Source organism: Ruegeria sp. CDSB013, assembly GCF_059611165.1.
Genome location: NZ_JBXWPA010000023.1, coordinates 25,180 through 39,041, shown reverse-complemented (window position 1 = coordinate 39,041; position 13,862 = coordinate 25,180). Strand labels below are relative to the sequence as shown.

Sequence of the window (13,862 nt, the reverse complement as noted above, 5' to 3'; positions counted from 1 at the left end):
AGGGCGCGCATTTTCCGAAAGACGTGATCTTGCACGCGGTTTTCTTCTGCCTGCGCTACGGCGTGTCATACCGGGATCTGGAAGAAATCATGGCGGAACGCGGCGTTGATCTGGATCATGCTACGCTGAACCGTTGGGTCAGCCGATATACTGGTCTCATTGCCGAATCAGCACGGTATAGAAAGCGTCCCGCCGACCGTTCTTGGCGCATGGATGAAACCAATGTGAAAGTGAAAGGCGTGTGGGTTTATCTTTGCCGAGTGATCGACAAACACGGAAAACCCTGGATTTCATGTTGTCCCATCGCCGGAATAAAGCCGCAGCGACGAAGTTCTTCGCCCGCGCGCTTGAGGTGAACGGTCTACCGCGCAAGATCGTCATCGACAAAAGTGGAGCCAATACAGCTGGCATCAAGGCGATCAGCAAGATGCTCAAAAGCTATGGCTGCCCGATCCCGATCGAAATGGTCAGGCAGAAATACCTCAATAACATCATTGAACAAGATCACCGTTTCATCAAACGAAGGATCAGACCCATGCTGGGATTCAAATCTTTCGCTTCAGCCGCATCTGTCCTTGCAGGCATAGAAATGGTCAACATGATCCGCAAAAGCCAATTCACAACCGGCCTCCGTCCGTTTCAGCAGTTCGCCCAACTGGCAGGGTAAACCGCTCACCAATTCCACTAATGCTCTGCCATCTGAAAAGTTTGCGACAGAACCTCGCGTGAAAACATTGATGATCTCTTCTGGATATGCAGTTTGTCTGTTTATGCATCTCGTCCGGGGTTTTGGAAACAGGGTCGACAAGGCGACGTCTGGCTCCTTGATGAAGTTGTCGTGAGCATCTCTGGTCGCAAGTATTGGCTTTGGCGCGCAGTCGATCAGCATGGCGTTGTGCTGGGCGAAGTCCTCCAACCGAATTGGGGCAAACGGGCTGCAAAACGCCTTTTACGCCACCTGAAAAAAACGCCTCGGCTTCATTCCCAAGCAAGCCATCACAGACAAGCTGCGCTCATATGGCGCCGCTGGGCGCGAGGTCGCTCAAGATCTGAAGCATTGGTCGCACACGGGTCTCAATAACCGCGCTGAAAACAGCCATCTCGCATTCCGAAAACGGGAACGGACGATGCAAGGCCATCTGTCTCCAGGCGGCTTTCAGAGGTTCGTGGCAACCCATTCAGCCGTTCGGAATTGCTTCTGTGTCCCAGCACGTCGTCGCTCAGCCTAAACAATCCGAAATCACCGTTTCGGCCATTTGACGCTAGGAATGCCGCAAACTAAGCCGCTTGAGATCCGGGTATCAGCATTCCTTGGTGCGCCGCAAGTTATCGCGACAACACCCGTTCAGTCTTGCAGTGCGAATTCTTTTTTCTTGTTCAATTCCGGCCAATATGCGCGAACGAATGCCGCTAACGTTCTCCGCGCCGGTAGGGTGCCATCAACGCGGCAGGTATTTCGGCTCTGCGGGCGACAAGGACGAGCGCGACGATGGAAAGTACGTAAGGCGCCATCAGGAAGAGCTGGTAGGGTACGCCTTCAATCGCAGTCTGCAGCCGCAGCTGGTATGCATCAAAGAATGCGAATAATACCGCGCCAATCAGCGCCTTGCCGGGCCGCCAGCTGGCGAAGACGACCAGCGCAATGCAAATCCAGCCCCGCCCCTGAACCATACCCGGGAAAAAGCTGTTAAACGCCGTTGTCGTCAGGAAAGCCCCGCCCACCGCCATCAAAGCCGATCCGACAACAACTGCGCCGATGCGGATGCGGATGGGGTTCAACCCCTGCGCCTCGACCGCATGCGGGTTTTCACCGGTCATCCGAATGGCCAGCCCTAACGGTGTTCGGGCAAGGACATACGCCATTGCAGCCACAGCAAAGAGCGCCAGATAAGTCGGCAGGGCCTGGGAAAACAGGATCGGGCCGAGAATAGGTATGTCGGATAGCCCTGGAACGTTTAGCGGTTGAAAAGCTTCGATCGTTGGGGGAAGGTCACCCACTTCGACAAGTAGCCTATAAAGGTAATAGGCCAAAGCGGATGCAAACAGCGTAATACCAAGCCCCGATACATGTTGCGAAAGCCCAAGCGGAACCGTCAGCATGGCGTGCAGCAAGCCCATCACCGCGCCGCAAAGGGCCGCAATCATCAGGCCCACGAGCAACGGTGCACCCATGTAGACGGCAAGCCAACCGCTCATCGCGCCCATGGTCATGATCCCTTCGATCCCCAGATTGAGCACACCCGAACGTTCGCAGAGCAATGCGCCAAGGACACCGAATATGAGTGGCGTGGCAATACGCAACACGGAAGCCCACAGGCTGGTATTCAGCAGCAGATCAATTGCATCACTCATCGGCGCACCCGGTAGGTTGTGAAAAGAAGGGCCACGATCATGGTGAGCAGGCAGAGCGCTACAATCACATCAGCGATGAAACTGGGAACACCGGTCGCGCGGCTCATGGCGTCGGCCCCGACGAAGACTGTAGCAACGAAAACAGCGGCAGCAACGACCCCGGCCGGATGCAAGGCGGCGAGCATTGCGACTACGATGCCTGCATAGCCAAAACCGGGGCTCATGGTGGTGGTGACCCCTGCTGTAACACCCATGACCTCGACAGACCCGGCGAGCCCTGCCAAGGCGCCCGAAAGCAGAGCTACGCCCATGATCGTTCGGGGTAGGGATATTCCGGCAAAGGCGGCGGCACTGGCGTTCAAACCTGCGGCGCGCGTTTCAGCACCAAAAACGCTGCGCGCCAGGATCAGCCAAACGGCACCTGCTGCTGCGATGGCAAAAAGCAGCCCGATATGCAGACGCGTGCGCGGGATCAGATCCGGCAGACGAAAATCCCCGTCTACGGGCACAGAAGAGGGCCACCCAAAAGCCAACGGATCGCGCATCGGACCTTCAATCATGAGGCCTACGAACAGGATAACAATGAAGTTTAGCAGAAGGGTCGTCACCACCTCATCTACCCCAAAACGCAGGCGTAAATAGGCAGGTCCCGCCAAAAGAGCCGCGCCCGCAGCCATGCCTGCCAGCATCAAAAGTGGAATACCAATCCATCCCGGAACCCCGAGCGAATGCCCGATCCAAGCGGTGACCAGCGCACCAACAAAGAACTGTCCCTCACCTCCGATGTTCCAAAGCCGTGCACGGAAGGCGACTGCCGCAGCAAGCCCTGTGAAAATGAGCGGTGTGGCGCGGGTCAGCATCTCGGTGATCGAAAGGCGTGAGCCAAGCGCACCGGTCAGCATTTCGCCATACGCCGTGAGCGGGTTTACCCCAGCAGCGGCGATGAGACCCGCAGCCAGAAGCAATGCGGTAAAGATCGCGGCCAGCGGCGCAATGACCACAAGGTACAGCGGTACATGTGTGCGTCGTTCAAGCCGCATCATCATCTTCCTTCCAGACACCCGCCATCATCAGGCCAAGGCGTTGCGGGTCAGCCTCGTCGGCGGATATGGGCTTTGACAAGCGCCCTTTGACGATGGCCTGGATCCGGTCTGACAGGGCCACGGCTTCTTCCAGTTCTTCCGAGATAAGTAGGATCGCAGCACCTTCGGCTCGTGCCGCCAAAAGCTCGGCATGAACGGCGGCAATTGCCCCTTCATCAAGGCCGCGCGTCGGCTGGTTGGCGAGCACAAAACGCGGTCCGTTGGTCAGGACCCGACCGAGGATAAGCTTTTGCATATTGCCGCCAGACAACAGCCTTGTTCGCGTGTCGGGACTGGCACCACGGATATCAAAACGTTCGATCAGCCCTGAGGTGTAATCGCGAGCGGCGCCTTGCCGGACAAAGCCGCGGCGCGAAAACTCTGGTGTGCGCAGCCGTTCGAGCACCGCATTTTCCCACAGGCTCAACTCGCCTACTACGCCTTCCGCGTGTCGGTCTTCCGGTACTCTACCAGCCCCCGCACGGATCATGCCGCGCGGCCCCAGATGGCCGATATCTTCGTCCAGAAGTGTCAGCTGCCCCGCGCTTGGGTGAACCAACCCAGAAAGCAACCCGCCGAGCGAAGCCTGACCATTGCCTGAAACGCCAACAATACCAAGGATTTCACCAGTATGGACGGTGAATGACACGTCATCCAGACGCAACTCACCGTCCTCTTCCACACGCACATTGTTTGCAATCAGAACTGGCGCGCCAATCTTATGGTCATGGCGTACGGGCCGTTCCACTTTGCGGCCAACCATCAGTTCCGCCAGCTCTCCGGGGTTGGTTTCAGAGGTTTTGCGTTCTGCAACCATCTTGCCGCCGCGTAGCACTGCCACACGGTCAGAGGCAGCCATGACTTCATGCAGTTTGTGGCTGATGAAGATAAGCGAAAGACCCTCCTTCGTCATGTCGCGCAGGGTCTCGAACAGGCGCATCGCCTCGGGCCGGGCCAGAACGGCGGTAGGTTCATCCAGGATCAATATACGCGCGTCGCGGTAGAGCGCTTTAAGAATTTCAACACGCTGGCGTTCTCCCACGGAAAGCGACCTAACCTTGGCCTCGGGGTTCACGGGCAGGCCAAACCGCTCTGCGATCTGCAACAGCTTTTCGCGCGCCCCACCACGAGCGGAACGCGCGCGCGTCAAGGGTTCGGAGCCAAGCATGACGTTTTCAAGAACGGTGAGGTTGCCCGCAAGCGTGAAGTGCTGGTGAACCATTCCCACACCCACCTCGATCGCTGCGCGTGGAAGGCCCGGAGGCAGTTCTTCGCCGAACACCCTGACAGTACCTGCGTCGGCTGCATAATGGCCGAACAAGATATTCATCAGCGTCGTCTTACCCGCACCATTTTCACCCAGAAGTGCAAGGATTTCCCCCTCCGCCAGTGTCAGGGTCACATCATCATTTGCGGTAAGCGTTCCAAAACGCTTGGTGATGCCGTGAAGCTCCAGAACCTTGGTCATGCGGGTAGGCCTGCGATTGGGGACGGAAAGGAAATTGCGGGCGCGCGGGCCTCGATAAGTGCACCGAGTTTTATCAGTTCGAAATCGGCGCCGGTGGGACCAATCAGTTGCACACCGAGAGGAAGGTCATTTGCCATGCCAAAAGGCAGCGCCAGGGCTGGCAAGCCCGCAACATTGGCAAGTGCTGCGTTTGGGGCAAAAGCTTCCAGCCGCGCCATGTGTTCATCGGGGGAAGTGCCAGACAGATCCAAAGTGCCGACAACGGGCGGAGCAGAGGAGAGGACCGGCATCAGGATGGCATCGGCGGATTTGAAAAGCTTGCGGGAGCGATTTGTAAGGCGTGCCAGCTGTCGCGAGGCCGCAAAAAGCGCGGTGGCAGGTGTCGCACGACCCTCAGTAGCCATGGCGGCTGCGAGCGGTGGAACCTGGTCGTCAGATATCTTGAGTGCGGTCAGCCACTCAGCCAACGAAACAGCCAGTATGGTTCGGGCGATTTCATGAGCCTCCGCCCCAATCCGGTCGGGGGCACGAACATCATGCACTTCACAGCCTGCGTCGCGCAGCGCGTCGGCAGCACCTTCCGCAGCTTTGCGCTGATCAGGTCCACAACGATCCGGCAATGCCACCGCGACACGGGGACGTTTTGGGAAGTGCACCGGGGCCATAGGTTGGACAACAGCATCAAGGGCAGTCTTCACGTCACGGACCGATCGCGCCAGGATCAACTCAGACGCTATGCCCATCAGGAGATTGGCAAAATCAGGGCCTCCGGGCACCGCACCACGAGACGGCTTGAGCCCGGTCAAACCACAACACGCTGCAGGTACTCTGATGGATCCGGCTGCATCCGTGGCATGAGCAATTGCAACGATACCACCTGCAACGGCAGCCGCAGCGCCGCCAGATGAACCACCGGGTGTTAACGCGGGATTCCATGGATTTCGGGTCGCAGCCATGCCATCTGGTTCGCATGTCAGGGAAAGGCCGAATGGGGGTGTTGTCGTCAAGCCAAAAGGGATCAAGCCAGTTTGGCGCAAATACTGTAACAGGCGACTGTCACTTTCGGGTTTACGCGCTTGTGCGCGGATTGCTGCGGATCCGGCCGCAGCGGGTAGTCCTTTTGCGAAACCACCGAGGTCTTTGACCAAAAATGGAACCCCATGAAATGGACCGCGCTGGTCAGATGGCAATGCGTCTGCTGCCCTTGCCCCGGCGCGCGCCATGTCTTCGTCCAGAAATGCCACGGCCCCCAAGCCCGCCTGCGCGTGGCAGGCAGAAAGGCTTGCCTCCATCACGTCGACGGCAGTGATTTGCCCTGCCGCAATGGCAGCCGCTAGAGCCGTGGCATCGGTCACGTCCAAGCCCGCGGGATCAGGAGGGCTCGCTTTCGTCGATTGGAACATCCCATTCGCCGGATTGGATCGCGGCCTGTTTAGCCTCCATCGCCGGGATGGCGTCAGCAGGCACTTCATCGGCGACATAGATCAACTCATTGCCGCCATGGGCCATGAAGGAATATTCTGTGTAGTTGCGCCCCGTTGGGTTGCCGGCCTGAACGTCGGCTACGATGGCCTCGATAGTGGGACCGTAATTCCAGATCGCGTTGGCAAAGACTGTGCCTGGATAGCGAGGCGTATAGTCGATAAGCGAACCGATGGCCTTCACACCCCGCGCTTGGGCGGCATCCGCAGTGCCAATGCGCTCACCAAACAGGACATCTGCGCCCGCGTCGATCTGGGCAATCGCAGCTTCTTGCGCGCGGGCCGGATCAAACCATGCTCCGATAAAGCCGTTGACGAAGGTGGCATCTGGGTTCACCTCAGTCACGCCCATTCGGAAGGCATTGATCAACAGGTTCACTTCAGGGATCGGATAACCGCCGACCGAACCAAAGACATTGCTTTCTGACATTTGGCCCGCAAGCATCCCGGCCAAATAGGCGGCTTCGTGGTTGCGGGTGCCGAAGACGCCGAAATTATCCCCTTCCGGCCCACCGGAAGAGCCCATGAGGAAAGCGGTATCCGGGTAATCGCCCGCCACTTCGCGTGCTTCGCGTTCCACGGCGTAGGATTCGCCCCAAATGATTTGCGCACCACCTTCGGCATACTCGCGCATCGCGCGGGGATAGTCGGTCGGAGCCACACCTTCCGAAAACTCATATTCGATCAGACCAGCGTCCGCGGCCTCCTGCATCGCTACATGGATACGACTGTTCCACGCGTTTTCGACAGGAGACATGTGCACGCCAGCGACTCGAGTCGCAGATTGTGCGTTCACGCGACGGACATAGGCCGGCAGGGCCAGCGTGGCCGCAGCGCCGACCATCAGTTGACGGCGGGTTGTGGTGAGTTTCATTGGTAGATCCTCTTCTGTTGGTGGCGATTGTTCTTGTTCTTAAGCTTCCTGAGTATTGGGCCTGGGCGCGTAATCTGCGGGATCCAGGGTCGTGGGGCGGCCGGGCAACGAAAGCGCGGCCATTCGGGGTTCTGTACGGGCCAACACCTTGCCGTTTTTGATTACGGCAAGGCGGGTGGGTTTCATGCGAATAGCTTCAATCGGATCACGCGCCTGCAGTACAACCATACTGGCAGGGCCGCCCTCGCGGATTGTCGGGTCGGGCAAGCCCATGGCTTTGGCACCATTCTGGGTGACGGAAGTAAACGCCCATTCCATCGCTTCTCGGGATGTCATCGGTACCGCGTGCACACCCATATGGGCCACTTCCAGCATGTCGGCGGACCCGAGCGAATACCACGGGTCCATTGTGCAATCCTGCCCGAAGGCAACGTTTACACCGGCCGCGCGCAGCTCTGGCACGCGGGTCAGGCCTCGGCGGCGCGGATAGGTGTCCGAACGCCCTTGCAGCGTGATATTGATCAGAGGGTTGGGTACCACGTTCATTCCGCTTTCTGCGATGAGCGGGATTAGCTTCGATGCATAGTAGTTGTCATAAGAATGCATCGCAGTGACGTGGCTTGCAGTTACACGGCCCCCAAGCCCAAGGCGCGTGGTCTCAAAGGCCAACGTTTCCACGTGGCGAGACATCGGATCGTCGCTTTCATCGCAGTGCAGGTCCAGCATCAGGCCGCGGTCCGCCGCTATCTCGGCCAGCCTTGTGACCGATCGAGCCCCTTCCGACATCGTGCGTTCAAAATGCGGGATCCCGCCCACGACATCGACACCCATATCGAGCGCCTGAATCAGGTTTCTCTCTGCGTTTTCTGATCGGTAAAGGCCATCTTGCGGGAATGCCACCAGTTGCAGGTCGATATAGGGGGCAACCTGTTTACGTACCTCCAAGAGCGCTTCAACACCCACCAACGGGGCGGATGAAACATCCACGTGCGAACGGATGGCGAGCAGCCCCTGCGACACGGCCAGATCGCAATACCGCATGGCCCGTTCAACCACTGCTTCGGGTGTCAGCAGGGGCTTCAATTCCCCCCAAAGCGCGATACCCTCCAAAAGCGTGCCCGAGACATTCATGCGCGGCAACCCTAGGCTCAGGGTCGCGTCCATATGGAAGTGCGGGTCCGTAAAAGGAGGGGAAACCAAGCGCCCAGCCGCCTGAATCTCTTCATGCGCCTCAGCCTTCATATCAGGCGCAATTTCCGCAACGCGGTCTGCCTTTATCGCGATATCCACCGGCCCGCTGCCATCCGGCAGGCTGGCCTGTCTGATGATTAAATCGAGCATCCAACTCCCCCAAATTTGACCGCATGGTAAAAAGTATTCTGCAAGAATGCTAATAGTTTTTGTTGCACTTCCGGGTCCAGTGTTTCCGCTAGTCTCGGTGCGTGCCTATATCCAAGGCTTGTGTTGGCCTTTCTTGGCAGCTGAAGCTGACACAACGATCAACTTTCGCTTTTGGGATTTTGCGTTGCAGAACTGCTAAATTTTGCAAAGGTCGGTTCACGCTGGGAATCTGTCCGTTTCAGCAGATTGCCGATCCGGAACCTTGATCCAGCGGATCCGCAGTTTTCTGGCAAGCAGACAAAACTTCGTGACAAAATCAAAGCACTGGGAACCGCGATTTCGTAAACTTCGGCTTATAGTTTACAAAACAACCTGCATAAGGATGGCGAAGATCAGTGCAGGCAAATGTCGTTGCATATGAAACAAAGAGGGATTATAGTTTCGTATGCAACTAGATTCCTTCTTTCCCTATCGCCTTGCCGTGGCATCCGAAGCGTTCTCACGAAAACTCACGGAAGTATACCAGCGCGAATTCGGGCTATCACGGGAGGAATGGCGCCTGCTTTTTCTACTTGCCAATGCCAAAAGCCTGACCTCTCTGGAACTCTCGCAACGCACCACTCTGGATAAGGTTCAAGTCAGCCGAGCCGCGCAGAGGCTTGACGATAAAGGTTTGATAACCAGAGCAATTTCCGAAGAAGATCGCCGGATAAGGGTTTATCATTGTACGCCGGAAGGCCATCGGTGTTTCGAACAGTTGCTGCCACAAGTCGATGCTTGCGCGCAAGGGATGCTGAATTCCATGTCGGCCGAGGACCGTGCAGCACTGGACCGAGGCGTGACTGCGCTGCTTAAGGCCGCGTCGGTGACATAGGTACATAAGCCAATCTGCGCAGCTCAAGCCATCTGGAGCGCTGGCTGTCGACCGGCGGAGAAATCCGAGTAGTCGGTGACGCGGAAGAGCATTGCCTTCTTGGTTGGGCTAAGGCCGTCGACCTAGAATAGAATGAGGCCTGCCAGTGTATTTCTCTCAGGAGGCGTCGGCCTGATTTTCAGGTCGGGCGGCGTCGAAAGCGGGCAGGGTGAATGCGCGTTCTTCGATCTCAAGCAGACGGTCGAATGGAGCCATATCGACGCCCCAGCGATGTGCATTGTAAAGCTGTGCGACAAGGCAGATATCGGCAAGGTCCGGCTTGTCACCAAAACTGAAGGTGGTGTTTGCTGGCAAAAGCGCTTGATAGGCATGGAAACCTTCTGTCATCCAATGCCGGAACCACTCGATCCCATCCTCAGCCGCAAGCCCGTACCGGGTCTTCAGATGCGCAGTGACCCTAAGGTTGTTAACCGGATGAATGTCCATCGCGATGGTATGGGCCGCAGACTGTACCCGCGCACGCTCGAACGGGTCCTCCGGCAGGAACGGAGGTTCGGGTATGGTGGCGTCGAGATAATCGATGATCGCAAGCGATTGGGTAAGTACACGACCGTCCTCAAGGATCAGCGTAGGAACGCCCTTTCCGGGGTTCAGCGCGACATAGTCCGGCGCGCGCTGCTCTCCGGCAACAAGGTTGACGGGAACTGTTTCAAAGGAAACACCCTTGAGATTCAGTGCGATCCGGACCCGGAAAGAGGTCGTCGAGCGCCAATAGCCGTATAGTTTCATGACTTCCTTGTTTTGTGGTCAACCGTCTCGGATTTTGCCAAAGATAGGTTCCCGCGCCGGAAACCTAACCGGCACGGGATGCCCGTCAGGCAGACTTGTTGAGTTCTTTGGCATGCAGCCAATCGGCATGTTTCGGAGCTTTCTTGGTTTTCGACCACTCGTCCAACATAAGCCATTTCACTTCGTCCATGCGCTCCAGCAGCGCTTCTTCTTCCGGGTCCGGGCAGGCCAGTTCGATACGATGGCCGGAAGGATCAAAGAAGTAGATAGAGTGGAAAATCGAATGGTCGGTCACGCCGAGTACTTCGACGCCATTAGCTTCCAGATGGTCCTTGAACTGAAGCAGCGTTTCACGATCCTTCACCTTGAAGGCGATGTGCTGCACCCAGATCGGAGTGTTGGGATCCCGGCCCATTTCCGGCTTCGTGGGCAGCTCGAAGAAGGCCAGAACATTCCCATTCCCGGCGTCCAAAAACAGATGCATGTAAGGGTCCGGCTCATGGGTCGATGGGACATGATCCTCGGCGATAGCCAGGATGAAGTCCATGTTCAGCATTTTTCCATACCATTCGACCGTCTCTTTTGCGTCTTTGCAGCGGTAAGCGACGTGATGGATCTTCTCGATTTTCATCGATTTCTCCTTTCCGAGGGTGCAGTTTTCAAGGCCAAGGCGACGTACGGCCGCCTCTGGCGGTTACATCAACCCCACCAGCCAGAGTGACAGTGAGGGAACAAGGATGAGCAGGGTCAGCCGCAGGATGTCCGCGATCCAGAATGGCAGCACGCCGCGAAAGATCGTTCCGAGTGAGACATCTTGCAACACGCCCTTCAGCACGAAGACATTCATACCGACCGGGGGTGTGATCAGGCTGATTTCAGTGGCCACAACAACCACAATGGCGAACCAGATCAGGGCGTTTTCGGGATCGAGCAGGAGTTCATTGGCAAACTCAAGCTCAAACATCAGTGGGTAGAAGACCGGCACTGTCAGCAGGATCATCGACAGGCTTTCAAGCACACAACCAAGCACCATGTAGGTCAGCATGATGAACACAATGACTGCCCAGACCGGCAATTCATTGTCGACAACAAAGCCTGATAGAGCATCCGGCAGTCCGGCGTAGTTTATGAAGTTGGTGAACAGCTCGGCACCGATGATCACAGCAAAGATCATGGCAGTAGCCCGGATCGAATCCAGCGTAGCTGCGAAAAAGCTGCGCCAGGTCATCGTCCTGAGGGCAATGGCGATCAGGATCGAAGCACCTGCACCCATTCCGGCCGCCTCAGTCGGTGTGAAGAACCCACCATAAATGCCAACCATGATGAAGAGAAAAAGGCCCAGCACACAGATCACGCCTATGACGTCAGCCCGGCTCATCGGTTCGGTGTTTTCCTCCTCCGGAGCCAAAGACGGGTTCAACCGTACCGCAACCATAACCGCGCCAAGATAAAACAGCACACCAATGATACCTGGCACAATTCCCGCGATAAAAAGCTTGGCAATATTGGTTTCGGTCAACAGGCCGTAGATGATCAGGATCACCGAAGGCGGGATCAAAATGCCCAGTGTCCCACCCGCGGCGATAGAGCCTGTCGCCAGCCGGTCATCATAGCCAAAACGACGCATTGAAGGCATGGCGACTTTTGACATCGTGGCAGCAGTGGCCAGGGACGAGCCGCACACCGCGGAGAAACCGCCGCAAGAAAAGACCGAAGCCATGGCAAGTCCGCCGCGCAGCCTGCCAAAAAGCCGATCGGCACCGGCGAACAGCCCGTGTGCCACGCCTGAGCCGGCCAACACATTGCCCATGAAGATGAACAGAGGGATGACCGAAAGGGAGTAAGACAAAGAAGTGTCAAAGGCCACTTGCCCTGTCATAGCCCAGGCAGGCTCCCAACCACGCATATAGGCAAACCCAAAGCCGCCTACAGCCGCCATTGCGAACGCGATAGGCACGCGCAGTAGTATAAGTCCCAGAAGGATCGCAAAGCCGATCAGAGATTCAATCATGGGGCGCCCTCTAGGTGATCTTGATCGGTGTCGTGTTCGATGGGGGGTTGTAATCCGCGCAGGAATGCGATGAACGCCGAAACCATGCAGGAGACCCCAGCCAGATAGCCGAATGGTGCCAGTGGAATCTCAAGCGCGTTGGTCACCGCGCCGTCATGTGCGGCCTTGGCCGCATGGGTGAAAAGCCGCCAAGAAAAGGTGGCTAACAGGGCAGCAGAGAACAGGCCTGCAAACGCAGACAAAAGACGTTGCGTCTTTCGTCCAAGCGCCAGATTCAGCAGGTCGACCTCGACATGTTCGCGGCGCTCTGTCGTCAGCGGTAAGGCCAGGAAAACGAGCGCTGCCAGCAGTATTTCAGTGAGTTCGAAGGCACCGGATAGCGGTGCGTTGAACAGGTAGCGCCCAACTACATCCACACAGGTGATGAGGACGAGGCTGAACAGGATCAGTGCGGCCCCGACACCCAGAGATCTGTCGAGCAGCAGCCCGATGTCCAGCCCCTCATCAGGGGGCTGGTCGGGGAAACGATGGCGAAGCCGCTCCATTGATCAGAAGTCCACGCCAGCTTGTTTGCGCATTTCTTCCAGTGCCGCCGCGCCGTCGTAGCCGTCCGCCGAGATGGCTTCGGACCACGCTGTTTCGGCATCTGCTGCCTGTGATTTGATCGCATCAACGACTTCGGCTGGCGCTTCGTAGATTTCGATCCCGGCCTTTTCAGCCGCGGCGCTGCCTTTCTCGTCTGCACCGACCCAAGCTTCGCCAACCAGTGCGGCAAAGGCTTCACCGGAAATCGCCTCGATGGCTGCCTGATCCTCTTCAGAGATCTCGTTCCATTTGTCTTCGTTCATGACCATGAACCAAGTAGTGTTGTAGATGCCGCCGGGGACTTGCATCGTGTACTTGACATCTTCGGTCAGCTTGAACGCAGCCAGAGCGTCGTAGGGAAACGTCACACCGTCGATTACTCCGCGCGAGAGCTTTTCATACACCTCACCCGAAGACATGAAGAGCGTTGTGGAGCCGAGACCGGACATCAGATCTGAGATATAGCCGCCAGGCACGCGGATCTTCAGGCCTGCGAAATCGTCTGTCTTTTCGATCTTACGGACATTGTTGTGCAACATGCCGGGGCCGTGCACAAAGAGCCCCAGAAGCTTGGTGCCCTCATGTTCTTTCTGCGCCTCCAGCGGGCCGGAATAGACATTCCAGAATGCTTTGGAGCCAGCAACGGCATCGTCACCAATGAACGAGAACTGACCGATCCGAGAGCGGGTGAAACGGTCATCTGTGGTAAAGGAATGCAAGCCGTAGGTGATATCAGCGATACCTTCGGCAGCCATGTCGTAATGTGCCGGGGGCGGGCCCATGGGCTTTGCAAGCACACGTACGGTCACGCGGCCATCGGTGACTTCCTCCACTTGCTTGGCCCAGGGTTTGATTGCCTCAACGACGATTGGATGGCGCGGCGGCAGCCAGCTCGAAAGCGCAAGCTTGGTCTCTGCCACGGTAGTCGTTGCGATAGACATTGCAGCGGTTGCAATGCCGGCGAGCAGCAGGGTGTTGCCCTTCAGTTTGATATTCATGGTATCC

The 13,862-nt window shown here is 57.2% G+C and carries 13 protein-coding genes and 1 pseudogene; 3 read left to right on the top strand and 11 right to left on the bottom strand.

What is annotated here, in order from left to right:
• Window positions 1-667 (top strand): IS6 family transposase gene (locus tag AC2FJF_RS23665; protein ID WP_496727458.1). Its coding sequence is split into 2 segments (ribosomal slippage), with 668 coding nucleotides annotated over them: window positions 1-270 and window positions 270-667; the frame shifts between segments, so codons are not numbered across the junction. This gene is flagged as partial in the annotation.
• Between the two features lie 126 nt (window positions 668-793).
• A pseudogene (locus AC2FJF_RS23660) lies at window positions 794-1,226 on the top strand (IS6 family transposase); the annotation flags it as partial.
• 184 nt (window positions 1,227-1,410) lie between these two features.
• Here the strand turns inward: AC2FJF_RS23660 and AC2FJF_RS23655 are convergent.
• The 6 genes from AC2FJF_RS23655 to AC2FJF_RS23630 are packed head-to-tail and all read right to left on the bottom strand — an operon-like array spanning window position 1,411 to window position 8,598.
• Window positions 1,411-2,352: an ABC transporter permease gene (locus tag AC2FJF_RS23655; protein WP_496727457.1), complete on the bottom strand. Its 942-nt coding sequence runs from the start codon at window positions 2,350-2,352 to the stop codon at window positions 1,411-1,413.
• Window positions 2,349-3,392 carry an ABC transporter permease gene (locus AC2FJF_RS23650; protein ID WP_496727456.1) on the bottom strand — a complete coding sequence of 348 codons (1,044 nt, stop codon included), beginning with the start codon at window positions 3,390-3,392 and terminating at the stop codon, window positions 2,349-2,351. The genes AC2FJF_RS23655 and AC2FJF_RS23650 overlap by 4 nt, the downstream gene beginning before the upstream one ends.
• Window positions 3,382-4,902, bottom strand: a complete 1,521-nt coding sequence (locus AC2FJF_RS23645) for an ABC transporter ATP-binding protein (RefSeq protein ID WP_496727455.1) — start codon at window positions 4,900-4,902, stop codon at window positions 3,382-3,384. The genes AC2FJF_RS23650 and AC2FJF_RS23645 overlap by 11 nt, the downstream gene beginning before the upstream one ends.
• Window positions 4,899-6,305 carry an amidase gene (locus AC2FJF_RS23640; RefSeq protein WP_496727454.1) on the bottom strand — a complete coding sequence of 469 codons (1,407 nt, stop codon included), beginning with the start codon at window positions 6,303-6,305 and terminating at the stop codon, window positions 4,899-4,901. The genes AC2FJF_RS23645 and AC2FJF_RS23640 overlap by 4 nt, the downstream gene beginning before the upstream one ends.
• On the bottom strand, window positions 6,274-7,257 hold the full coding sequence (locus tag AC2FJF_RS23635; RefSeq protein WP_058281138.1) for a BMP family protein: 984 nt from the start codon (window positions 7,255-7,257) through the stop codon (window positions 6,274-6,276). The genes AC2FJF_RS23640 and AC2FJF_RS23635 overlap by 32 nt, the downstream gene beginning before the upstream one ends.
• A 39-nt stretch (window positions 7,258-7,296) precedes the next feature.
• A complete protein-coding gene (locus tag AC2FJF_RS23630; protein ID WP_496727453.1) occupies window positions 7,297-8,598 on the bottom strand; it encodes an amidohydrolase family protein in 1,302 nt (433 codons plus the stop codon).
• A 445-nt stretch (window positions 8,599-9,043) separates the two neighbouring features.
• Between AC2FJF_RS23630 and AC2FJF_RS23625 the strand changes: the two genes are divergently transcribed.
• Window positions 9,044-9,472 (top strand): MarR family winged helix-turn-helix transcriptional regulator, encoded by a 429-nt coding sequence (locus tag AC2FJF_RS23625; RefSeq protein WP_496727452.1) that lies wholly within the window; start codon window positions 9,044-9,046, stop codon window positions 9,470-9,472.
• Window positions 9,473-9,628: 156 nt separating this feature from the next.
• Here the strand turns inward: AC2FJF_RS23625 and maiA are convergent, their stop codons facing one another.
• The 5 genes from maiA to AC2FJF_RS23600 all read right to left on the bottom strand — a co-directional run bounded on the left by maiA (window position 9,629) and on the right by AC2FJF_RS23600 (window position 13,855).
• Entirely contained in the window at window positions 9,629-10,261 is a 633-nt protein-coding gene (maiA, locus tag AC2FJF_RS23620; protein WP_496727451.1) for a maleylacetoacetate isomerase, read from the bottom strand.
• 85 nt (window positions 10,262-10,346) lie between these two features.
• Window positions 10,347-10,892, bottom strand: a complete 546-nt coding sequence (locus tag AC2FJF_RS23615; RefSeq protein WP_058274548.1) for a VOC family protein — start codon at window positions 10,890-10,892, stop codon at window positions 10,347-10,349.
• Between the two features lie 63 nt (window positions 10,893-10,955).
• On the bottom strand, window positions 10,956-12,272 hold the full coding sequence (locus tag AC2FJF_RS23610; protein ID WP_058278629.1) for a TRAP transporter large permease: 1,317 nt from the start codon (window positions 12,270-12,272) through the stop codon (window positions 10,956-10,958).
• On the bottom strand, window positions 12,269-12,817 hold the full coding sequence (locus AC2FJF_RS23605; RefSeq protein WP_082637164.1) for a TRAP transporter small permease: 549 nt from the start codon (window positions 12,815-12,817) through the stop codon (window positions 12,269-12,271). Before AC2FJF_RS23605 ends, AC2FJF_RS23610 begins: the two co-directional genes overlap by 4 nt.
• A 3-nt stretch (window positions 12,818-12,820) precedes the next feature.
• Window positions 12,821-13,855, bottom strand: a complete 1,035-nt coding sequence (locus AC2FJF_RS23600; protein WP_496727450.1) for a TRAP transporter substrate-binding protein — start codon at window positions 13,853-13,855, stop codon at window positions 12,821-12,823.
• Window positions 13,856-13,862: the final 7 nt, after the last annotated feature.

Coding starts and splice junctions, on each gene's coding strand:
- AC2FJF_RS23630 (WP_496727453.1), bottom strand. CDS start 8,598: ATGCTCGATTTAATCATCAGACAGGCCAGCCTGCCGGATGGCAGCGGG.
- AC2FJF_RS23640 (WP_496727454.1), bottom strand. CDS start 6,305: ATGTTCCAATCGACGAAAGCGAGCCCTCCTGATCCCGCGGGCTTGGAC.
- AC2FJF_RS23635 (WP_058281138.1), bottom strand. CDS start 7,257: ATGAAACTCACCACAACCCGCCGTCAACTGATGGTCGGCGCTGCGGCC.
- AC2FJF_RS23615 (WP_058274548.1), bottom strand. CDS start 10,892: ATGAAAATCGAGAAGATCCATCACGTCGCTTACCGCTGCAAAGACGCA.
- AC2FJF_RS23625 (WP_496727452.1), top strand. CDS start 9,044: ATGCAACTAGATTCCTTCTTTCCCTATCGCCTTGCCGTGGCATCCGAA.
- AC2FJF_RS23650 (WP_496727456.1), bottom strand. CDS start 3,392: ATGCGGCTTGAACGACGCACACATGTACCGCTGTACCTTGTGGTCATT.
- AC2FJF_RS23605 (WP_082637164.1), bottom strand. CDS start 12,817: ATGGAGCGGCTTCGCCATCGTTTCCCCGACCAGCCCCCTGATGAGGGG.
- AC2FJF_RS23610 (WP_058278629.1), bottom strand. CDS start 12,272: ATGATTGAATCTCTGATCGGCTTTGCGATCCTTCTGGGACTTATACTA.
- AC2FJF_RS23655 (WP_496727457.1), bottom strand. CDS start 2,352: ATGAGTGATGCAATTGATCTGCTGCTGAATACCAGCCTGTGGGCTTCC.
- AC2FJF_RS23645 (WP_496727455.1), bottom strand. CDS start 4,902: ATGACCAAGGTTCTGGAGCTTCACGGCATCACCAAGCGTTTTGGAACG.
- AC2FJF_RS23600 (WP_496727450.1), bottom strand. CDS start 13,855: ATGAATATCAAACTGAAGGGCAACACCCTGCTGCTCGCCGGCATTGCA.
- maiA (WP_496727451.1), bottom strand. CDS start 10,261: ATGAAACTATACGGCTATTGGCGCTCGACGACCTCTTTCCGGGTCCGG.